This is a genomic window from Candidatus Arsenophonus phytopathogenicus (assembly GCF_056113345.1).
The window spans coordinates 19807-39717 of record NZ_JBUIOB010000017.1 but is presented as its reverse complement, the minus strand read 5'-3'; the positions used below and the strand labels follow the sequence as shown (position 1 = coordinate 39717).

The following is a 19911-nucleotide window of genomic DNA, read 5'->3' as shown; positions in this document are numbered from 1 at the left end:
TATGATTTGATATGATAACCATATAATTAATAATGAATAAAAACGGGAAAGGTTATGAACCTCCCGTTTTTCCTTTATGAGCTTTTTATTGATTAAATAAAGCCTAATAATATATGTTAATAAACGGTTGTTTCTAATTAGGATATGGTAGATGATAAAAGCGTTATTAACATGCTTTTGCATTGAGGACTATGACAATGAATGAGGCAGATACTCGCCCAACAAATTTCATTCGCCAGATTATTGAAGAAGATTTGGCTACAGGTAAGCATACTCATGTATATACCCGTTTTCCACCTGAACCTAATGGTTATTTACATATTGGTCATGCCAAATCAATCTGTCTGAATTTTGGTATTGCAGAGGATTATCAGGGTCAATGCAATTTGCGTTTTGATGATACTAATCCAGTTAAAGAAGATGTTGAATATGTTAATTCTATTCAAGAAGATGTGAAGTGGTTAGGGTTTAATTGGAGTGGTAACGTAAAATATTCGTCAGATTATTTTGATGACCTATATCAATATGCTATTGAGCTGATTAAAAAGAGCTTAGCTTATGTTGATGAATTAAGTCCTGATGCTATTCGTGAATATCGCGGAACTTTAAAGCAGCCAGGTAAAAATAGTCCATATCGTGATCGTACTATTGAGCAGAATTTGCAGCTATTTGACAAGATGCGAGCGGGTGGATTTGAAGAAGGAAAGGCCTGTCTACGTGCTAAAATTGATATGTCATCCTCTTTTATTGTCATGCGCGATCCGGTGTTATATCGGATAAAATATGCTGAACACCACCAATCGGGTAATAAATGGTGTATTTATCCAATGTATGATTTTACTCATTGTATTTCGGACGCATTGGAGGGGATTACCCACTCACTTTGTACCCTGGAATTTCAAGATAATCGCCGGTTATATGATTGGGTATTAGATAATATTACCATTGATTGTCATCCAAGGCAGTATGAGTTTTCGCGTCTAAATCTTGCCTATACGGTGATGTCAAAACGTAAACTAAATCAGTTAGTGGCGGAAAATAGGGTTGAAAATTGGGATGATCCCAGAATGCCAACCATTTCAGGTTTACGTCGTCGTGGTTATACGGCAGCGTCGATTCGTGAATTTTGTCGGCGTATTGGCGTGACTAAGCAAGATAATACTGTTGAAATGGCAGCATTGGAATCTTGTATTCGTGATGATCTAAATGAAAATGCACCACGGGCAATGGCGGTATTGGATCCCATAAAGTTAGTGATTGAAAATATGTCTGCTGATGAGCAAATGCTGACGATGTATAATCACCCTAATAAACCTGAGATGGGCACTCGACAAGTACCATTTAGTCGGGAACTTTATATCGACCGAGCTGATTTTCGTGATGAAGCTAATCGGCAATATAAGCGCTTAGTTTTGGGTAAAGAAGTGCGTTTACGAAATGCTTATATTGTACAAGCTAATCGGGTTGATAACGATGCAGAAGACAACATTACCACGATTTATTGTACTTATGATGCTGATACATTAAATAAAGATCCTGCTGATGGACGTAAAGTCAAAGGGGTTATCCATTGGGTCAGTGCATCACATGCCTTGCCAGCAGAGATCCGATTGTATGATCGCTTATTTACTGTGCCTAATCCTGCCGCAGAAGAGGACTTTTTAGCTACCATTAATCCTGATTCTTTAGTGATTCGGTATGGGTTTATTGAACCAAGTTTAATTACCGCTCAACCGGGAAAAGCATATCAGTTTGAACGCGAGGGTTATTTTTGCGCTGATAGCCATGATCATACTGCTAAGCAGCTGGTATTTAATCGCACTGTAGGCTTAAGAGATAGTTGGGCAAAAATAGCAAGCTAAGAAATTACCCCGTTAAGAGTTATGGTAAAAGCGTGGTTTATAGCCACGCTTTTTATTAAAAAATATCGGCATTATTGTTCACGAGATATTTTTATTAACAGAAAAATGACTTTCTGTTATAAATTTTTATTCGTTTAGAGCAAGTCAAAAAAATATGTAGTCAATATCCTTATCAAAAAAATCAATTGGTTACTAACAAGGATGTTATATCATGCTTCAGTTTATTAATTCATCTCTTCCAATAGAAAAAGCGGTTTTACAAGCAGAACTGCAAACGATATCACCTAAGATCAATTTCACCAGTCCATTAAAAAGTATTTATAACAGTGATGCCTTTATATCGGTACAAAAAAGACCATTAAAGGGTTTGCATACTTGTAAAAAATTAAGTTTTCCAATAGATAAAGCCAGCAGTGAGCAAAGTTATCATAATGCTCTATTGGCTGATTTTGTTTACAATCGTGACTTTACAATTTTAGAAGCAACCCGGTGGGGAATTGATCGTGAATTGGCAAGGTTTGTGTCTAAAATGACTAATATAAAACTTTATCCACAAGATGGTCTATTAGAAGATAGTCATACTGGATTGGTGGCTTATATCTTTCACAATAAGTTTGAGCGGAAAATTCGATTGGTATTTGGTGGGACAACCAGCGGTCATGGAGTGAGCGGTGGAGCTCCGCGTTATATAAAAAATATTAATAATTTTATTAAGCAATGCGAGGCAAATGTTCATAATGTATTTGGCGGTGTTCCAGCTTGCTATAAGCAGGCTGCGCAATTAATGCATAATCTGCAACAACTGGTTCAAATGGATGGGGAATGGATACAGGCTTTCAACCAGTGGTCATTCATTAGGTGATGGTTTAGCTGCTTATGCAGCACTGAAGGTATCTATCTAGCAAAGAAAATGTTATTTTGGCGGAATGTTTTAGCAGTGCTCAATTTGGCCGAGGTTTACAGCGCGATTTGTTAAAGCAACATGGTAGTTTAGATTTAGAGAAGGCTATGCATAATATCAATCATCATTATGTCGAAGGTGATGTTATTCCGAAGATGGATAAATTTTTTGCGGTTGATCATATTGGTAAAATTAATATTATTCCCCAAGCAACGAACAAAAAAGACAACTTTTTAGCGACACATTCAAATTATGTCAAGCATAGTCTTATTTATGCGCTACAAAATTGAAAATAAAAGGAAAAATTGGATTGCAATTCTCCTTTTATTTTTAACTGATTAATAACAAAAATAGTAATAGGCTGGGTTATTTTTCTTCTTTACTATTGCGGGCAGGGTGGCCCAAATCGTTTTCATCACAATGATTCTTTTTTGGAGCAATGTCCATATAGATAGAGACTGTGATTAGAGAGCTTGATGCCATGACGTTCCGCAATATTTTTTTGTCGTGTCTCAATGGATTCATCGCTGAATTCAATGACTTTACCACAATCTAAGCAAATTAAGTGATCATGGTGATGTTGTTGTGTCAACTCAAAAACCGATTTACCGCATTCAAAATTATGGCGAGTAACAATACCCGCGTCATCAAATTGATTTAGAACACGATAAACCGTTGCGAGGCCAATCTCTTCCCCCATATCAATGAGTTTTTTATAGAGATCTTCCGCATTGACATGATGGCATTCAGGCTCTTGTAATACCTCTAAAATTTTTAAACGTGGAAGTGTTACTTTAAGCCCTACATTCTTCAATGCTTTATTGTTGTCGGTCATGCGGCTCCTACCTTGTTGCATTAGCAGTCAATTCAATAATATCAAAACATCGTTAACAGTAGTATACTGTTTATTTAAAACTAATTTTACAATTATATATTGTCATAATATCATTACACAATTTGCAGGAATTATCATATACAAAAAATATTGACAGCTATCAATCGATAATAGCTTGTAAATTTAGCTCTTCGGATATTTGTTTTACCCAGCTTTCCACTCGCTCAGCGGTTAGTTCCGGTTGCCTGTCTTCATCAATGGCCAGGCCAATAAAGTTAGAGTCATCAGCGAGCCCTTTTGATGCTTCGAAGTGGTAACCTTCTGTTGGCCAATGGCCAACAATGATAGCACCGTTAGGTTCAATAATCTCTTTCACAGTACCCATAGCATCACAGAAATATTCCGCATAATCTTCTTGATCGCCACAACCAAAAATAGCTACTAGCTTATTGGTAAAATCAATTTCTTCTAATGTCGGAAAGAAGTCATCCCAATCACACTGTGCTTCACCATAATACCAGGTAGGAATACCGAATAGTAAAATATCAAATGCTTCAATATCCTCTTTACTGCTTTTAGCAATATCATGAATTTCAGCAATATCGGCGCCGCCAAGGGTTTCTTGGATCATTTTGGCAATATTTTCTGTATTGCCAGTATCACTGCCGAAGAAGATACCTATGATTGCCATAAAGTAAATAAACCTCTTAATTTTAATTTGAGTTGTAATCTTATCGTTATTAACAGTAGTAATAGCAAAGATAATAACGATTGATTAATAAATAATTAAATGACCGTTATTTTGACGAAAATAACTGCATAATTCTGTCAATTTTGTGTGTTTTAGGCAAAATAAACCAGTAAAATTGCAATTCATCGGTTTTTCTTTGCTAATTGTGTCAGCAATATTTGTTCTATTAATTCACTACGGCTTATTTTTTGTTCTTGAGCTAGCATATTTAATGCCGCAACAGCACGCTTATTGATTTTTAATTCGACACGGCGTAAACTTTTGCTTTTAGCACGTTTTAACTGATTACGTTTATTAATTTTTAATTGTTCATGTCGAGATAAAGGATTGGTTTTTGGACGCCCTGGTCTAGGCTCATCGGCGAATAAATCCCGGGTTGTGCGATCAGTCTGCTCTTTTGCCATAAATTTAAATGTTGATGGAAATTTGCTAGTTACTTAAACCAATCATATCCTAGCATGATAACTATCGCTACTAACATATAAAATATACTCAATTGATAAAGCAGCCTATTAGTGAGTAACTGAAGTTAGCAATAGCCAGTAAACTGGCGACTGGCGTTATTTTTAAGCGTTAATTTTTGTCATTGTTCCTATTTGTTGATGCCAGAGTTGAGCATAAAACCCATTTAACTTGAATAGATTATCATGGCTATCGAATTCAATCACTTGACCTTCATTAATCACATAAATTTTATCAGCATGACGAATGGTATTGAGGCGATGGGCAAAACTAATAACAGTTCGACCAGCAGACAAATAATGCATATTTTTCATGATAGCGGCTTCTGAATCATAATCTAGTGCAGAAGTGGCCTCATCAAGAATTAAAATACGTGGTTGTGTTAACAGGGGTCGGGCAAGTGCTATACGTTGCCGTTGTCCTCCTGATAAATTCATACCTCTCTCTGCTAACTGCGTATTGGAACCTTGAGGAAGTTGTTGAATAAAATCCAGTGCGCCTGCTATTTGCGCTGCCTGGGTCATGGCTTCGTCAGAAGCTGCGGGTTGGCTTAAGCGGATATTACTGCTATCGAGCCTGCAAACAAAATACTTTCTTGAAGTACTACACTCATATTAAGACGTAAAGCTACGGGATCGGCGACAGCTAGATCCATACCATCAATAGTAATTTGACCCTGCTGAGGAACATAAAGTCGTTGTAATAACTTTGTTAAGGTACTTTTTCCTGATTCTGAAAGGCCTGTGATATCGATAAATTGTCCGGCCTTAATTGACAAGGATAGGTTCTGCAATACTTCTGGCATGTCGTTAGCATAACGAAATCTGATATGATTAAGTTCAATATTACCATTAATAGATGCTGTATTGGCTAATCCCTTTTGGCCAAATTCAGTAGGTTCATCAAGAATATCACCAACACGTTTAAGTGCGATAAGGGTATGCTGAAAATCTTGCCATACTTGTGCCAGACAAAGGCTCGGTTGAGTAACATGTGCGCTAAGCATATTAAAAGCAATTAATTCTCCAGGACTAAGTTGGCCTTGCATAACGGCTTTAACCCCAAACCATAATAGAATAGCGGTAGTTATTTTATTGATCAGTGTAATAATTTGACTGGCAATGATACTGCTTTTTTGCACTTGGAAGCTTTTTTGTAATTGGTGACTTAAGATTTTTTGCCAGCGTTGTAAAAACCTATTCTCGGTGGCGGTTGTTTTAACGGTTTCAATACCCGTGATTGTTTCAGTAAGAAAAGTGGTATTATCGGCTTGAGCTTCATACTCTTTTTCTACCCGTTTACGAATAATCGGGCCAATTAATAGCCAAAAGATAAAATAGATAACCAATGAACCAACGACGATGCCAGCAAGTTGGGCACTGTAGTTGAATAACACGACAATAAATAATGTGACAAAAAATAGATCGATAAACAGCATTAATGTTGAGCCAGTGAGAAATTGCCTAATTTGCGCCATCTCACGAACTCGGGCAATAATTTGCCCTGTTTGTCGCTGTTTAAAATAGTCAAGCGGCAGTCCTAATAAATGACGATATAAGCGGCCGGATAATTCAGCATTAATTTGGCCAGAGGTATGATTAAAAATTTTATTACGAATAAAACTATAAATAGGTTCGGCTATTGCTAATGAGACAATGGCAAATGCTAAAACATGTAAGCTATTTAGGCTACGTCCTACCAAGACTTTATCAATCAGATGTTGAAAAAGAATTGGGTGAGTAAGGGCAAATATTTGTACAACACTGGCGAGTATAAAAATATCTCTTAGTTGTTTATTTTTGCCTAAGAACTGAAGGGGAAAACCAATCTAATCCAAACTTGATTTTTTTAGCAGTTAATTTTTTTTCCGCCACGAGCAGTACTTTAAATTTGATTGGTTTTTTGGGCTTATTATAATGAGGAAAAGTTAATGTTTTCTCTGAACACGGATTTATTACTTCAATAATTTGTTGCGTTATATTGGTAAATATCCACCATACGCCTTCTATTTCAATTATAGCAGGATTGAATAAAAAAATAAATATATCATATAGTTATGATGCGATTATCACTATAATTCACTATTCAATCACTATAAATTTTTAAATTTCAATCCAACTATCATTTCTATCATCTTGATATTTAGCCGTCATTTCGGCTGACTTATGACCCAATAATTTACGAACAAATTCACCGCCCATTTTTTCTGTATAGAGTCTGGCTGATAAACTCCTAATTTCATGAAAAGAGGGCGGTACTCCATCCCATAACAATTTAGTTTGATTTCTTACCTTGGCAAATCCTTTTGATATTTTTTCTATTGAAACCTTTTTATCAGAATCATTGATAATATATTCTGAGTTGTTTTTGTTAATTTTTAATATAGTTGATAGTTTAATACCTATTATTTCAACTTTTAAAGAAATAGCTATTTTAGCCCCAGTTTTTTGTTGAGTAATCCATAACTTATCATCATGAATATCTTGCCATTTCATTTTTGAGATATCAGATACCCGCTGACCGGTAACTAAAGCAAATTTCATAGCATGCGTTAACCAATGATTATCGTCATTGATAAAGTTTAAAATAGCATTAAAATCTTTGAGGGATAATCTTGCTCTTTGAATTTTAATTTTTGGAGTTTTTGTTAGCTCAGCAGGGTTTAATTGCACTAAACCGCTTGCTAATGCCTCTTTAAAATAATCAATTAATGATGCTCTCAATAATTTTGCTGTTGCTGTTTTTCCTTCATGAATAAAAGGATGTAGAAAATCCGCAATATTTTTTGTTGTTATGTTTTGAATAGGCGTATCTAGAAATCCTTTTCTAATTACGCCTATTCTTTGCTTATAATCTTTTAATGTTTTTTCTCTTAATCCTCTTGTTTTCAATATTTCTTCATATCTATCTAAAAATTCATGGAAATAGACAGTTCCTTGTCCATCAATCCTTTCTGTTAGAGGTTTTACTTTCTCTGTATTGAGTAATAACTGATTAGCACTGATAGCCTCGTTAATTGCATAGGCTTTGTTTCTACCCAAACCGTATTCTTTCCGTGTACGCGGGTCTCTATAGGAATAATACCCGTTTCTTTTGTACAGGTTAGGGGGCAAATCCCGATTTTTTATTTTTCTGGTTCTGGTCATGACCTATCCTTCGTAATAACAAACTCTGATGGCTAATTTCGTTAAGACTGTTGACTTTGACGGCGTATTCTTCGACAAGGTATTCTCTACCGTCCTTGATGGGTGGGGGCTGAATTAGTCCATTTCTTGCCCAAATTCTGACGGTATCCATTCGGCGTGGCCTGTCCCTTCGAGCGTTCCATTCCGCTAAAGTAATCATGTTTATTTATCCTCATTCAAAAACTCACACTATTCTCAGGCGCTTCATTGCCCCACAGAAAACCAATAACGAAGAGCGAAAAGTTTATCTTCGTGCTTTGTTAGGTCAGGGCATATGATTTGTGGGGAAGAGTATTAGGATTTATTTGCTGCGCTGTTTGATGCTTTGTTTTGGTATTACCAGAGTGGTTGCTCTGTGTTTTTAGATTCAACAGAAACATTAGATCTTTTCGTCGGGTTCTATTAATGACCCGAAAAGAATTAGTTTGGAGGGGATCAAATCAGACTGTAAAGTACATAAAAACCCCGTAACTTATTGTAAATACCGGATTTTTTATTGTTTAAGATGCAAATTTGGTGGAGCTGGCGGGAGTTGAACCCGCGTAAATAATAATGTAATAAATTGATTTTAAAAAGATAAATTTTTCTAAAATTATTAACGTATCATTTTATATTTTTGTTTTTGTGGGATATTTTTCTACAGGAAAATTTAATTGTTTACTAAAAAACATTATTTCGGAGCCTTTGTATTTATTTTGAACGCTGTAGTTTATGTCATATGATAAAAATTTAGATTTTGAATACATTTTTTGTATTGGTTCTACATTATCATATGAAACAATCCATGGAGTTGATATTTCAGTCTGAATGATATTAGCAATTACTTCATGATCTTCATGTATGTAATGATTTTCATATAAACCTTTTCCTTTTACATAATATGGTGGATCAAAATATGTTAAAGAATTTATTGGTAATTGTTTAATTGTCTTTTGTATAAATTCTCTGGCATCTAAATTAGAAATAATTATATTATTTTTATATTTTGATATTCGCTCAATTCGTTCAATTAAGTTGTATTTATTAAATCTGGCATCTAATTTCCAATTACCTTTTTGTTCTTTTCCTCCAAGAATTCCTCCCAAAAGGATACCAGAACGGTTAGTTCTATTTAGAAAAAAAGTTGAATATCCTAGTTCGAAAATATTGCTAGATTTGGCATGTACCATAATCTTCCGTTGATGATGCCATTCATCAATTGTGACATCTGTTTTCTCAATTTTTTTGCAAAAATCATGTGTATGGTTAATTATACTATACCAAAATGCATAAATAGCTGGGTTGATATCGTTTAAATAAATTTTCTTCGCATATCCCTTAGTAAGTAAGTTTAATGCTAGTCCTGCCCCCCCAGCAAACGGTTCTGCATAATGTAGATCGTGAAGATTATTTTTTTCAATAATTTTCATGACAAAATTGGATAATTTTGCTTTACCACCGGGATATCTGAGTGGGGTATTAAATAACATAGTCATACCTCGTATTTTACTATCATTATTCATAGGATTTCTCCGGTTATTGATTACATGAATGTGAATTTGATTAAAAATTGATCATCTGTGAATTATTTTTGGTAATATTATTGCCGTTGTGTGTTGGTTAACAGCAACATTTTCCCTGGTGTTGGCCAGCCTTGGGCTGGTCTTTTTTAAAGTTGCTCGGAAATACCAAACAGCTGTCAATTTCTAGTGAATACGTTGGCTATTAGCAAATAACGATTTGAGATTGATACCGTATACCTGTAGCCATGATTCAGCAGGCCATGACTTAACCTGACCATAACGAATATCCGGTACTTCGGTTGCTTCCACCTGGTTCTCACGACACCATCTGCGAAGTGGGGTAAACTTGTATTCTTTCCCTGTGGCATTCTTTACGGCTGTGATGGTGGCATGTTTAACACTTTCTCCTAGTCGTTCGGTAAGTTCTCTATTTTTACGCGTAGCCACACTAAGTTTGCCCATTGCAGAAGCTTCACGAGTGCGACTGATTTGTGATTTTGTCCGAAGTGCTTCATCTCTTTGGTCAGTAATAACCGATTTTTCCTTTTCAGAGATAACCAGGGCTTCTAATGCTTCGATGTAATTACCCGGTAATGACGGCTGTAAAATTTGTCTTTCACATTCAATAAAATACTGTCTTGCCTGTTTCCCTTTCTCGTTGCGTTCAACCATCGAAAGTTCTTTCGCCATATCGAGGGAAATGTGGTATTCCTTTGCCGGACGGCCTCCGAAGGGGTTTTCGCCAGAATTGGCGAAAACTATATAGTCGATATTTTCCACAAATCCGTACTGCTTAATACGGTCTTTAATCCAATTTGAGAAATCCTTGCCAACTTCTAGAAATTGATGTAAATCACGTGCATTGACTGTTTGGATTAATTCGTCGTTGATGTTTTTTGTTTCGATATTAATTAAATTTGACATAAGGGTATCCCTCAAAGTTAATTGATGAATGAATATGGATGTTTGTTAAGCGATATTGATCAGGGGGGATAATGCCGTTCTGGTGTGAACTACTTTTTTAGCTTAGGCCATAATATTATGATATAAATCAATGCCATAGTGCCTAACAGTACGAATATGTCCTCCATCTCTTTTCCGTCTAACTGTAATCCGCTCAATGCTTCATTACCCCATTTGATCTCGGGGAATATTGCCGGTGGTGTTGTATCAACATGGGATAGATGTTCTACTATCAGCTCAAAGGCAAACGCTACACTAATAAACAATAATGTCGTGATTAATAATTTAATGATGTTAAGTTTCATAATTGAACCTCGATGAAATTAGTTTATTTCTTAACGCAAATCGATTTGGCGTTGATATCCTTGAAAGTTTCAAATTCCTGCTCAAACTGTTTAGCAGCGAATTGACACATATTTTCAGTATCAAATTCCTGTGTATGAACACTTGCAAAGTTGCTTGATGCATAAGGGCTGGCGTACATGGCCAGGATTAAAATCCACATGATGGGCTCCTGTGTCTAAAAGGGGATATATTCGTCTTCAAAATCAGCTTGATGAATAGCGTTACTGTTTGGCTGGTTAGTGGTTGGTATACCCGTTTTACCTTGGCTTTCCTGCGGTTTTCTTTCTTTCCGGTTGCCCAATATTTCAACGTCATTGACTAAAAATTCGGGGGATATCCTTTGCTGACCGGATTTGTCTGTCCATTTATTTTCCTTGTAGGAGGCAGTGACACGAACAAATGTGCCTTTTTGTGCATGCTTGTCAATATATTCGGCTATTTGCTTAAATGCCTTGCAGTTTATCCATGTGGTGTCATCAATCCATTGACCGCTGTTGTCTTTTCTTGATTTGCTGATAGCGAGAGAAAATACGGATATGGGATTTTTATCCTGGGTATAGCGGACTTCTAATTTTCCGATGCGTCCGGTAAAGTGACACTGATTCTGGTTTGCCATGATGCCTCCACTTTTTGATTAATTCTGTTGATTTCTGATTTTAATTTTTCAATAAAAATTTGAACGGCCTGTTCAATCTCGTTAACTAAATCATCATCCTTGATAATTCGGGTTTTATAGTAAGCAAGGTTGGGGGGAAGTCTGTCATCATAGCTGACAAAATCGCACCAGTTTCTGCCTGTGCACATCATTTGGCCGTGCATTTGTAACAGGTATTCGTATTTAGGTTTTCCTGTAATAATGGTTTCAATGTGGGTAGTGGTGTTGGGGCATTTAATTTCGATAAGTCCATCATCATTAACCAGGCCATCAGGACTGGCGCCAAATAGCGCAATAGTCGGGTGGGGAATAAAGCCTACTTCGGTGACCGTGACATCAAACTCATTAAGGCAATATCGTGTTCTGGCTTGAGGCTCGAGGGCAATGCCTCGTTCAATCGCCTGACTGGTTTTAATTTCTTCTCGTCGTCCGGTCAGGGTTTCACAGACTAACAGCATGAGGTAGTTTCGTTGTGTTGTCCCCTTGCCTTTGGATAACACCTTGTGTAAATTGCTGGCGGTGACTTTCCCCAGTCTTGCCTGAAACCATTCGTCCGTTTTCTGCTTCATGATGAGCCTCATTTTTCATTGCAATATTGCGATAAATCGCCATTTTGTTTTCTTCGCCAATAATTTCTTTCTCTTCTAGTGTTAACTGTTGCCAATGGGTTTTCATCGACTCAACACCCCCTTTTGCTGCTGTTTCTAATTCCTTGATTAATTGCTCGTAACGGGCTTTTTGTTGTGCCTGTTCTTGTTGTATCACGACTTTTTCCTGTTCGGGTAAATCTTCACCGGCATAGATATAAAACCCTAATCCAAACATCGAAATGGCTTTAGTGAGGCAACGCATCAGCGCTTTGTTGATATCAACGGCGTTAGGGTTAGAAATCGCCTGATTCCGGTAATCCATAACGGGTAACCACATTTTGCGGGGAAATTCGTTATCACCCTGTTTAATGGTGAGGGTTAATGACACCATGGCACTGCCATCATCGTTATAGTTCATGGGTTCAATGACATAGTAAGATTCTGGGTAGTGCGCCATTAACACGCCCCACGCCCACGCCCATGAGAGATAAGAAAGTCCGTTTTTCTTTTCTATTTTTTCGTTAACATTAATGGCAGAAAGCGTTTCCCAAACTTGCTGTTGAAAACTTTTTTCTTTTTCGGTATGTTGTATTTCGCTCATAGATATTTCCTCTTAGGCGCTCGAATTGCTTTGTATCGATGAATGTGCTCATTTTTGAAATGGTCAAACAGCGCCTGCCAGATATCGTCAAAATCCTCATTACTGAGTTTTCTCATGACGGATGAAGGTAGGCAGTCATAAACAGGCTGGACAAGTTCGCTGATTTCGTCGTCCAGTCTGTCTTCCCAATAAGCAATTTCCTGCTGTTGTTCGTACCCGTAATCTTGCATGGCGTAAGGGTTCATATCACTTCCTATCTTGCTAACAGTAAAACGAGGCTTGCCAACAAAATTATTAGCAAGGTGGGGATAATTTTTATGGAATCTTTTTTAACGAAGCTGTCACTATTTAAACGATAGCGAAGCTCCTGCTGTTTAAGCTGGTTCATGTTTTTAACCCTTAATTGATATTCAGATGTGATTAATTTGTAGAATCCGGTCTTTATTCGTCCGTTTTCTTTGATTGATGCTTGAGTAGTGCCTGTGTTGCTCTGCGGTGGCGACGATGCGCGTTATAGAGTTCACGCTTTTTCTTCATTAACGCCCTATAGTGGCGATTTGTATATTTGATGACGCCTTCGTATTCCGGTTTTTCTGGGCGAAGTGAACCACAATGCGCTCTGGGGTCGCCATGTTTAATCAAATATTGACGTATGGCCGAATGATAAATATCTTTCAGCGTCACGATGGCTTTTTCACAGGCAAAAATATCTTTGGATGCGGCAATGATACGCGCGATAATAACGTCCTGATTCATTGTCATCTTAGGCCACCTGACTATATTTGTTGTGAGTGAATTCGCCGTTCCAGTCTTTCTTCATGGGTAGCTTACCTTTGAGGTATTGGTGATATAGCCATGAAGCCCCCTTTTTGAGCAGAACGATTTTGTAACACTGACGTTGCCCGTAATCGTTTGTCATGATGAAGGGGGATTCGGTTAAATATTTATCTCTCGCATAGGAATGCACACGCCAGACATGAGATTTGCTGATATCCTTTTCTGCATCGTAGAGAAAATGGCGCGATTCGAGAAAAAGGTTGACCTGGTTAATGTTAACGCCATTAAGTTGTTTGCAAAACTGGACGGGTGTCATACCAACCTGGAACAGGTTTTTTAAGCAATCGATTTCGGTTTGCTGTTCTTTATTAACTAACGATAAGTGTTGAACCTTTTCGGCCATTTCAGCGGCAAGCCTTAGCGCTTCAGGAAGTGTTTGTGGAATAACATGGGTAGCCGTTTTTGCCTGTCTTTCACATTCAATAAAGTACTGTCTTGCCTGTTTCCCTTTTTCATTGCGCTCAACCATTGATAGTTCTTTGGCCATATCGATACTGATGCAGTAGTCTTTCATTGGACGTTGGCGAGATTTTGCACTACTCAAATTTGAGTAGCTCAAATTTTCAACAATAATATAGTCAATGTTCTCTTCAAAACCATATTCTGTTATACGCCTATTTATCCAATCATTAAATCGTGTAGTAATTTCCAAAAACACATGTAAATCACGGGCATTAACCGTCTTGATTAATCCACCATTGATATTTTTTGTTTCGATGTTGATTAAATTTGACATAAGGATATCCCTCAAAGTTAATTGATTAATGATTGCCCCTGTAAAAAGGGGCGTTAGGATTATTTAGTGACGTTGGAGGAAGTGAGTCAATTCAGCTTTATGCCAGTTTGATAGCGCACCGTTTAGCATTAGCTGATTATCCTGTGTAGCCTGAGATAACAAAGTTTCAATCTCAGCGATAACTTTGTCGGCATTTTCACGTTTGCGGATAATTCGTTTAATCGCTGTTTTTTCTGCATCGGCTATCACACCTTGCAGATGCTCTGTTACATGCCAGATACGCTCACATTCTGAGGCGATAGAAGGGACTAGCCGTACTTCCATAGGATAAGGTGAAGGAATGCCTGTGACTTCTCTTAATGCATACCAGATAGCATTATTCCATGCATCTCTGAAACGAAAGTTTTGCGTCATGAGTGCAATGATACGGGCGAGATTTTGGGTATCTTTGTTGCTGAACTTTTCGTGCGCTTCAGGGTGGGGTTGGTATTTTGGATGCTCATATTTTCCTGTTTTGCGGATAGATGGGAGTACTTCATTTGTTACCCATTTGCGAAAACGATGAGGAAGCGTTCCTTGTTTGACTGCATCACGGCAACGCAGTACTAGGGTAAACATACCAGATTCGGATATCAAGGAAATACGCTGAGCACCTATTCCAGGCTGACTGTCGGTTAAAGCGACGGTCGTCTTTTCGTCATTATCTAATTTATTTAAAGCATCTCTGTTATTGCTGATTCCGAGAGCAGAACATATATCAATACCCACAAACCACGGCTCACCGCTCAAAATAACTGTACGCACTTCATGCATTTCAAAGGAGAATGGAATAATAGATAGTGTGGTCATAATGACCTCCGATGGTTGCTTAATTTACCACCACCAAGAGGTTCTAATCTCTATATTGGCGGTGAACTGAACAGGGTTAGAACTACCGAAGCATACCGTCGGCCAGCTTTTCAGCTGCCCCATCCAGCCCACCATTGAATTGTGGCCAGATTACGACATTAAAAAACACGCTCGCGGCGTGCATATGTCGCGGTTGCTAATCACGGGGTTCTAATCCCGACATCTGATTTTGCAGATGCAGATAAACTATAGCGCATGATTTCTTCTTTCGTCAATGGTTAATGTTGAGTTATACTTACCAAAAAGGAGGATTCCCTATGGGTCAGGTTGCATTTGATACACAAGAATTTGTCGAAACATTAGAGAATGCGGGTTTGCCAAAAGAGCAGGCTAAAGCAATTTCTATTGCTGTACGTAAGTCACATGAGGTTGCTGATGTAGCCACCAAGAGAGATTTAGAAGATGTACGTAAAGATTTAACTACTCAAATAACAGATAGTTCGTAAAGACTTATCGGCTGAGATTTCTAACGTCCGCAAAGATTTATCTTCTGAGATAGCACTAGTCCGTAAGGATGTTGAACATATTGCTACTGGACTACTTTTAAAACTTGGGGGTGTAATCGTTGTGACTATTAGTGCGGCAACGGCAATACTAAAATTTTTCTAATCCCTGTGTTGCAGGTTCAAATCCTGCACAGCCCGCCAATTTCCCAGTATATCTTCATCAGTCTTAAATTATCTTTTTTAAGACGCTTATTTTCTTTTGTTAAGCACTGTATAATTTCTTTGAAAGTTCTTGTTTCCATGTCGTCGTCATTCCATATATCAATACTGCTTAAGTATATTGAGTCGCTTAAATCACGACTGCCGTTAGTCACCCCAACCAGATTGCCCATATTTGGGTGCTTTGCCGTGACAATGCGTGGATTGTCCAATCTCATGATGTGTACTCCTTCTTATTGCGCCGTTTGGTTTAACCAGTCAGGTCGTTCACCTTTACCCAAGTAAAAGTCTAAAATATCAAGTAAGCGAGGGTAGAATTCAATTGCTTTTCTACCGCCCATAACTACGATTTCTGCTTTGCTAAATTGCCGCCAATTCTCTACAGAATGACGCTGACATCCAGCATGCAAATAGTCTCCATTTGTGATTGAGATTGGATAGGTTTCACCCAAAATCACATATGTTTGTTCTGGCAAGGCGGCTCCAAATAGGTTGGCTCCACGTAGGTCAGTTTCACATAGGTCGGCTCCAAATAGGTTGGCTCCACATAGGTCGGCTTCACGTAGTTTGGTTCCACGTAGGTCAGTTTCACATAGGTTGGCTCGGAATCCGTTTTCACCAAGCGATTCTATATACACTTTATGTTCATCAAGTATTTTTCTTAATTCATCGTTATTCATTTCATTTCCTTTAGGTAACAAAAAAAAGACCTAATCAGGTCTTATGTATATGAGGTAGGACGTGTGCCAAGTGCCACTTGGTGTCCGATTACAGTCATCACGGACGGGTAAACGTAATCAAACTATATTTAGCTATTGAAAGATAATTTATAGTGTGTTGACTGTCCCACGAGCGCATAGCCGCATTCACACATCCTGAAATTGATTTGATTGCCTGATTATTTTGCCACTTCAGGCGGCAGTGGTTTTTCACATTCCCCAACGTGAAGGAATCGGTTATAATTCAATCTTCCCGACGTGAGAAGGATTTATGTGACGATGCTTTATTTTTTAATTTAGTTATATTTGATTTTATATTACTTGAGCTAACTGTCATTTCAGTTCCTTGTTTTTTAAGGCCCAATTTAATAACATCATAAAGAAGCCATTTTTTAGATACGTATCTGAACACCATCGTTACAAACAGGTTTAGGGAAGTCTTTTTCTAACATTATTTTATCTTTAAGCGCAATATAATTAACGCCAAGTATTCGATGATAGATAGGATAGATTACATTCAATTTTGTTATTTTTAAGCATGAATAGTAGAGCATTTATGAATATTTCATCTTTAACTATATAATTTTTTCTCATATGAGACCTCGAGCACTAATTAAGTATATGACGTATAATCTTAACAATTAGCGGTTACTCCAAAATTGCTTTTTAGGTTTATTGTTAAACCGTCTAGAAGTGTACAAAGCTGCAATAGGAAGACAGCAGTTATTAAATGCGTCATAAACTTTAGTAGGACGAATTGATATTGCTTTTTCTACACGACTCATCACTTTTCTTTTCAGAGAAAGGAGAGGGCGCTTGGTGTTTGGTGTTGTTTGTTGCTGAGAGGGTTTGCTTGGATTTAAGGCTGCTTTCAATGCCATATTAAGTGCTTTGTTATATTCATAAGCTGCTTGCCTGGCTCTTCTACGCTCATGTCGACGACTACGAGCATTATCATAACCATGAAAGTTACACATATTACCTCCTGACAATGGGTTTTGGTGGTGTGTGCCGGAGGTATCCGGATTATATTTACAGTCATATTGGTAGTTCCCTGGTGTTGGTTTGAACTTAATGACTGTATTTTGGTTATTTCACACACCCTAAAACCGACTGTTTGGGTGTTTTATGGTTACGCTTTTTCAGCGAAAGGGTGTTAAAGAGCGGTACTGCTTAAGTGTCGTCACTTGCCTTCATGTTCATATGCCTCAGGCTGGCTACTTAGCAACGTCTGGCTCGGCTTAAGATAACTCGTGGTATTGTCTTGGCGTTTGCCTGTTGCAGTGAGTTGATGGGATTAATGTAACTTAAATTACTAATAATGTCAACTGTTAAGTAATTTATATTACGTATTGATGGGTAAAAAAGCTCCTTTTAAAGAAGCTTTTAATTTTTATTTTATTGTAATTCTTGAATTATTTTAGTAACACGTCCTTTAATGGTGTAGTTACCTTCTAATTCAATTATTTTAAATGAAGGATTTAGAGGGATTAAATATTTATTAGGCCCATCTATAGATAGTTTTTTTATGGTTGGCTCTTTCGAGTTCTCGAACTGAATAACAATAATCTTACCATTGAGATTATCAAAATCACCATAATTAGGATTACGAAGATCTTAGAACCATCTGGTATTGAGGGTGATCCGTGAGGGTTTGCCATTGAGTCGCCTTTTACTAACATCATAAAAGCATTGGCTGATACATCAGACATGACTTCACTCCAAACTGTTAAGTCACTTATTTCAGCAAAAGGAGTTATTCCATCCCACTTGCCGATCTGCTCCCCTGTTAATAAAGGGATCCTTTTAAAGGTTGCAGAAGATAAGCGATATAACTTTGTATCATCTTCGGAGCGTAAATCTTTGCCATAAAGCAGCCACTCTATATTGCATGCTAATACTTTTGTCAGTATATGAAGATTTTCTCCATCAGGTTTTGTGTCTCCATTTTCCCATTTTGTTACTGAAACGCGACTTACACCCAGAGCTTTTGCTATCTCGTTTTGGGTGAGTCTTAATTCTTTTCGCTTATCGCGAATGCGGTTGCCAATGCTGGTTTTCATGTAATCAATGTTACCATTAATAATGGTAAACATGTATTGACAAATCAATGTAACTCCTGTTACCATTTTTTCAGATAAGTAATTCAAGGGGTAAGAAGTGAAAAAGAATGAAGTAATTAGATACTTTGGAGGCGTTCGTAATACCGCAAAAGTATTAGGGATAACACATGTTGCTGTTTCACGATGGCCATTAGTTATCCCTGAAAAAAGAGCCATGCAATTAGAACGCTTGACTAAAGAAAAAGCTCTAAATATGACTCTTTTTTATATAAAAAATAGACGAGTATTTTCATAAAAATTAATGAGTTATAATAAGTAAATTTTTTGAGATTTAGACTTTATATAAAAACAACAGCTCTTTAACAACCTGGCCTCCCTGAAATTGGGAGATTTTTAAATACCCAGCCCATCGGGAGGGATAACTATTATCTGAAACTTATGGACTAAGTTTAGGATAGTATTGCTGCAAAGACTATCAAATTGTCAGGCAGCTCTTAATTTTGCCGCTCTTGTCCGTGATACTGCAAAGATTGATGTGTGAGGAAGTAAAGCCGCATTTTTATGTTTCACTGGCTTACTCTGACCATAGCACTTACGGCGTACATCACGAATGATAGCTAATTGATAGTCACTTGCTGTTGGGTGGAATTCTTTGATGTGTTCGTAAGATTTGTTGGGATTGAAACGTTTAGTACATACGGGGCATATAGCAGATGTTTTTTTCATAATATTTTTCCCTTAACAAATTAGATGAATAAATAGTCCTGTTTGTAATGGAAAATGGGTTCTGCCACTTCGGTACATTGTCTCTTAAGAGATACGCCGTCCGCCTGTGCGTTAGAGTGCGCCGTTCACTTTTTTCAATCGTCTGGCTGTTTGCCTTTGATACACAAATAATATGTGTAAAGACAAATGCGTCAAGCGCATTATTAAATTCAATTAGAATTTTTACCATGAGAATTTTCATTTTATTGATTTATAGGTTTTTTATTTAAATGTTAAAATATGAGGAATTATATTTAGGTCATAGAGATAAGAAGATTAATTTAGGGAGCTCTTATACCTCGTTTTTCATTAGCATCTCATTAAAAATTATATCATAGTGAGTTTTTCTATCTCTCATTTCTTTGATAAAACTTGTTTAGCTTCTTCTTCTGGAAGGCTATCGATATAGTTCAAGTAGTTCTGATTTGATGCTTCTGTTAAGATTATTATACTTTCGATTGTTTTCCGATGTAGAGAATTACTAGCATCATCAAATTACCATTAATATATAGACGATTATGTACTCTTGAATGCTTTAATGCAATTTCTTAAAGAGTATCTTGCA

The 19911-nt window shown here is 37.2% G+C and carries 26 protein-coding genes and 2 pseudogenes; 5 read left to right on the top strand and 23 right to left on the bottom strand.

Annotated features, from left to right (window positions below; genetic code table 11):
* Positions 1-197 precede the first annotated feature (197 nt).
* The 3 genes from glnS (at position 198) to AC01GB_RS03500 (ending at position 3053) form a co-directional block, all read left to right on the top strand.
* Positions 198-1862, top strand: coding sequence for a glutamine--tRNA ligase (gene glnS / locus AC01GB_RS03510; protein WP_474450477.1), 1665 nt, complete (start codon positions 198-200; stop codon positions 1860-1862).
* Between the two features lie 211 nt (positions 1863-2073).
* Positions 2074-2724 carry a hypothetical protein gene (locus AC01GB_RS03505; protein ID WP_474450476.1) on the top strand — a complete coding sequence of 217 codons (651 nt, stop codon included), beginning with the start codon at positions 2074-2076 and terminating at the stop codon, positions 2722-2724.
* Positions 2725-2780: 56 nt separating this feature from the next.
* Positions 2781-3053: a hypothetical protein gene (locus tag AC01GB_RS03500; RefSeq protein ID WP_474450475.1), complete on the top strand. Its 273-nt coding sequence runs from the start codon at positions 2781-2783 to the stop codon at positions 3051-3053.
* A 125-nt stretch (positions 3054-3178) separates the two neighbouring features.
* On the opposite strand, the gene fur is transcribed toward AC01GB_RS03500, so the two are convergent.
* The 17 genes and pseudogenes from fur to AC01GB_RS03415 form a co-directional block, all read right to left on the bottom strand.
* Entirely contained in the window at positions 3179-3598 is a 420-nt protein-coding gene (fur, locus tag AC01GB_RS03495; RefSeq protein WP_474450473.1) for a ferric iron uptake transcriptional regulator, read from the bottom strand.
* A 160-nt stretch (positions 3599-3758) separates the two neighbouring features.
* A complete protein-coding gene (gene fldA / locus AC01GB_RS03490) occupies positions 3759-4289 on the bottom strand; it encodes a flavodoxin FldA (protein WP_032116242.1) in 531 nt (176 codons plus the stop codon).
* A 182-nt stretch (positions 4290-4471) separates the two neighbouring features.
* The gene (gene ybfE, locus AC01GB_RS03485; RefSeq protein ID WP_474450471.1) at positions 4472-4753 is read right to left on the bottom strand and encodes a LexA regulated protein; all 282 of its coding nucleotides are present in this window, start codon (positions 4751-4753) and stop codon (positions 4472-4474) included.
* Positions 4754-4915: 162 nt separating this feature from the next.
* Positions 4916-6835 (bottom strand): annotated as a pseudogene (locus tag AC01GB_RS03480) (type I secretion system permease/ATPase); the annotation flags it as partial.
* A gap of 78 nt (positions 6836-6913) precedes the next feature.
* Positions 6914-7957, bottom strand: coding sequence for a tyrosine-type recombinase/integrase (locus AC01GB_RS03475; protein WP_474450468.1), 1044 nt, complete (start codon positions 7955-7957; stop codon positions 6914-6916).
* Positions 7914-8156 carry an excisionase gene (locus tag AC01GB_RS03470; protein WP_474449909.1) on the bottom strand — a complete coding sequence of 81 codons (243 nt, stop codon included), beginning with the start codon at positions 8154-8156 and terminating at the stop codon, positions 7914-7916. Before AC01GB_RS03470 ends, AC01GB_RS03475 begins: the two co-directional genes overlap by 44 nt.
* A 448-nt stretch (positions 8157-8604) precedes the next feature.
* Positions 8605-9498 (bottom strand): DNA adenine methylase, encoded by an 894-nt coding sequence (locus AC01GB_RS03465; protein WP_474450370.1) that lies wholly within the window; start codon positions 9496-9498, stop codon positions 8605-8607.
* A gap of 183 nt (positions 9499-9681) precedes the next feature.
* Positions 9682-10422: an antA/AntB antirepressor family protein gene (locus AC01GB_RS03460; RefSeq protein WP_474450466.1), complete on the bottom strand. Its 741-nt coding sequence runs from the start codon at positions 10420-10422 to the stop codon at positions 9682-9684.
* A gap of 89 nt (positions 10423-10511) precedes the next feature.
* A complete protein-coding gene (locus tag AC01GB_RS03455; RefSeq protein WP_474450373.1) occupies positions 10512-10766 on the bottom strand; it encodes a hypothetical protein in 255 nt (84 codons plus the stop codon).
* Between the two features lie 23 nt (positions 10767-10789).
* Positions 10790-10966 (bottom strand): hypothetical protein, encoded by a 177-nt coding sequence (locus AC01GB_RS03450; RefSeq protein WP_474449914.1) that lies wholly within the window; start codon positions 10964-10966, stop codon positions 10790-10792.
* A 15-nt stretch (positions 10967-10981) separates the two neighbouring features.
* A complete protein-coding gene (locus AC01GB_RS03445) occupies positions 10982-11422 on the bottom strand; it encodes a single-stranded DNA-binding protein (protein WP_474450464.1) in 441 nt (146 codons plus the stop codon).
* Positions 11374-11994 carry a lambda exonuclease family protein gene (locus AC01GB_RS03440; protein ID WP_474449804.1) on the bottom strand — a complete coding sequence of 207 codons (621 nt, stop codon included), beginning with the start codon at positions 11992-11994 and terminating at the stop codon, positions 11374-11376. Before AC01GB_RS03440 ends, AC01GB_RS03445 begins: the two co-directional genes overlap by 49 nt.
* A complete protein-coding gene (locus AC01GB_RS03435) occupies positions 11903-12652 on the bottom strand; it encodes a Sak single strand annealing protein (protein ID WP_474449777.1) in 750 nt (249 codons plus the stop codon). The genes AC01GB_RS03440 and AC01GB_RS03435 overlap by 92 nt, the downstream gene beginning before the upstream one ends.
* Positions 12649-12897 carry a hypothetical protein gene (locus AC01GB_RS03430; protein ID WP_474449779.1) on the bottom strand — a complete coding sequence of 83 codons (249 nt, stop codon included), beginning with the start codon at positions 12895-12897 and terminating at the stop codon, positions 12649-12651. Before AC01GB_RS03430 ends, AC01GB_RS03435 begins: the two co-directional genes overlap by 4 nt.
* A 196-nt stretch (positions 12898-13093) precedes the next feature.
* The gene (locus tag AC01GB_RS03425; protein WP_474449781.1) at positions 13094-13414 is read right to left on the bottom strand and encodes a hypothetical protein; all 321 of its coding nucleotides are present in this window, start codon (positions 13412-13414) and stop codon (positions 13094-13096) included.
* A gap of 1 nt (position 13415) precedes the next feature.
* Positions 13416-14225 (bottom strand): antA/AntB antirepressor family protein, encoded by an 810-nt coding sequence (locus tag AC01GB_RS03420; protein WP_474449782.1) that lies wholly within the window; start codon positions 14223-14225, stop codon positions 13416-13418.
* Between the two features lie 63 nt (positions 14226-14288).
* A complete protein-coding gene (locus AC01GB_RS03415) occupies positions 14289-15074 on the bottom strand; it encodes a BRO-N domain-containing protein (RefSeq protein ID WP_474449783.1) in 786 nt (261 codons plus the stop codon).
* Positions 15075-15391: 317 nt separating this feature from the next.
* Here AC01GB_RS03415 and AC01GB_RS03410 point away from each other — a divergent pair.
* Positions 15392-15743 (top strand): annotated as a pseudogene (locus AC01GB_RS03410) (CCDC90 family protein).
* Positions 15744-15759: 16 nt separating this feature from the next.
* Here the strand turns inward: AC01GB_RS03410 and AC01GB_RS03405 are convergent.
* The 5 genes from AC01GB_RS03405 to AC01GB_RS03385 form a co-directional block, all read right to left on the bottom strand.
* Positions 15760-16017: a hypothetical protein gene (locus AC01GB_RS03405; protein WP_474449785.1), complete on the bottom strand. Its 258-nt coding sequence runs from the start codon at positions 16015-16017 to the stop codon at positions 15760-15762.
* Between the two features lie 15 nt (positions 16018-16032).
* Positions 16033-16479 carry a pentapeptide repeat-containing protein gene (locus tag AC01GB_RS03400; RefSeq protein ID WP_474449786.1) on the bottom strand — a complete coding sequence of 149 codons (447 nt, stop codon included), beginning with the start codon at positions 16477-16479 and terminating at the stop codon, positions 16033-16035.
* A gap of 680 nt (positions 16480-17159) precedes the next feature.
* Positions 17160-17495, bottom strand: a complete 336-nt coding sequence (locus AC01GB_RS03395) for a transcriptional antitermination N peptide (protein ID WP_474450461.1) — start codon at positions 17493-17495, stop codon at positions 17160-17162.
* A 421-nt stretch (positions 17496-17916) separates the two neighbouring features.
* Complete coding sequence (locus tag AC01GB_RS03390) at positions 17917-18048, bottom strand: hypothetical protein (protein ID WP_474452314.1); 132 nt, start codon at positions 18046-18048, stop codon at positions 17917-17919.
* Positions 18045-18629: a helix-turn-helix domain-containing protein gene (locus AC01GB_RS03385; protein WP_474450459.1), complete on the bottom strand. Its 585-nt coding sequence runs from the start codon at positions 18627-18629 to the stop codon at positions 18045-18047. The genes AC01GB_RS03390 and AC01GB_RS03385 overlap by 4 nt, the downstream gene beginning before the upstream one ends.
* 49 nt (positions 18630-18678) lie before the next feature.
* Between AC01GB_RS03385 and AC01GB_RS03380 the strand changes: the two genes are divergently transcribed.
* Positions 18679-18876, top strand: coding sequence for a Cro/CI family transcriptional regulator (locus AC01GB_RS03380; RefSeq protein WP_474450457.1), 198 nt, complete (start codon positions 18679-18681; stop codon positions 18874-18876).
* Between the two features lie 188 nt (positions 18877-19064).
* Here the strand turns inward: AC01GB_RS03380 and AC01GB_RS03375 are convergent, their stop codons facing one another.
* Positions 19065-19307 carry a hypothetical protein gene (locus AC01GB_RS03375; protein WP_474449792.1) on the bottom strand — a complete coding sequence of 81 codons (243 nt, stop codon included), beginning with the start codon at positions 19305-19307 and terminating at the stop codon, positions 19065-19067.
* Between the last annotated feature and the right edge of the window lie 604 nt (positions 19308-19911).

Coding starts and splice junctions, on each gene's coding strand:
- glnS (WP_474450477.1), top strand. CDS start 198: ATGAATGAGGCAGATACTCGCCCAACAAATTTCATTCGCCAGATTATT.
- AC01GB_RS03505 (WP_474450476.1), top strand. CDS start 2,074: ATGCTTCAGTTTATTAATTCATCTCTTCCAATAGAAAAAGCGGTTTTA.
- fur (WP_474450473.1), bottom strand. CDS start 3,598: ATGACCGACAACAATAAAGCATTGAAGAATGTAGGGCTTAAAGTAACA.
- fldA (WP_032116242.1), bottom strand. CDS start 4,289: ATGGCAATCATAGGTATCTTCTTCGGCAGTGATACTGGCAATACAGAA.
- ybfE (WP_474450471.1), bottom strand. CDS start 4,753: ATGGCAAAAGAGCAGACTGATCGCACAACCCGGGATTTATTCGCCGAT.
- AC01GB_RS03475 (WP_474450468.1), bottom strand. CDS start 7,957: ATGACCAGAACCAGAAAAATAAAAAATCGGGATTTGCCCCCTAACCTG.
- AC01GB_RS03470 (WP_474449909.1), bottom strand. CDS start 8,156: ATGATTACTTTAGCGGAATGGAACGCTCGAAGGGACAGGCCACGCCGA.
- AC01GB_RS03465 (WP_474450370.1), bottom strand. CDS start 9,498: ATGAATAATGATAGTAAAATACGAGGTATGACTATGTTATTTAATACC.
- AC01GB_RS03460 (WP_474450466.1), bottom strand. CDS start 10,422: ATGTCAAATTTAATTAATATCGAAACAAAAAACATCAACGACGAATTA.
- AC01GB_RS03455 (WP_474450373.1), bottom strand. CDS start 10,766: ATGAAACTTAACATCATTAAATTATTAATCACGACATTATTGTTTATT.
- AC01GB_RS03450 (WP_474449914.1), bottom strand. CDS start 10,966: ATGTGGATTTTAATCCTGGCCATGTACGCCAGCCCTTATGCATCAAGC.
- AC01GB_RS03445 (WP_474450464.1), bottom strand. CDS start 11,422: ATGGCAAACCAGAATCAGTGTCACTTTACCGGACGCATCGGAAAATTA.
- AC01GB_RS03435 (WP_474449777.1), bottom strand. CDS start 12,652: ATGAGCGAAATACAACATACCGAAAAAGAAAAAAGTTTTCAACAGCAA.
- AC01GB_RS03430 (WP_474449779.1), bottom strand. CDS start 12,897: ATGAACCCTTACGCCATGCAAGATTACGGGTACGAACAACAGCAGGAA.
- AC01GB_RS03425 (WP_474449781.1), bottom strand. CDS start 13,414: ATGACAATGAATCAGGACGTTATTATCGCGCGTATCATTGCCGCATCC.
- AC01GB_RS03420 (WP_474449782.1), bottom strand. CDS start 14,225: ATGTCAAATTTAATCAACATCGAAACAAAAAATATCAATGGTGGATTA.
- AC01GB_RS03415 (WP_474449783.1), bottom strand. CDS start 15,074: ATGACCACACTATCTATTATTCCATTCTCCTTTGAAATGCATGAAGTG.
- AC01GB_RS03405 (WP_474449785.1), bottom strand. CDS start 16,017: ATGAGATTGGACAATCCACGCATTGTCACGGCAAAGCACCCAAATATG.
- AC01GB_RS03400 (WP_474449786.1), bottom strand. CDS start 16,479: ATGAATAACGATGAATTAAGAAAAATACTTGATGAACATAAAGTGTAT.
- AC01GB_RS03395 (WP_474450461.1), bottom strand. CDS start 17,495: ATGTGTAACTTTCATGGTTATGATAATGCTCGTAGTCGTCGACATGAG.
- AC01GB_RS03375 (WP_474449792.1), bottom strand. CDS start 19,307: ATGAAAAAAACATCTGCTATATGCCCCGTATGTACTAAACGTTTCAAT.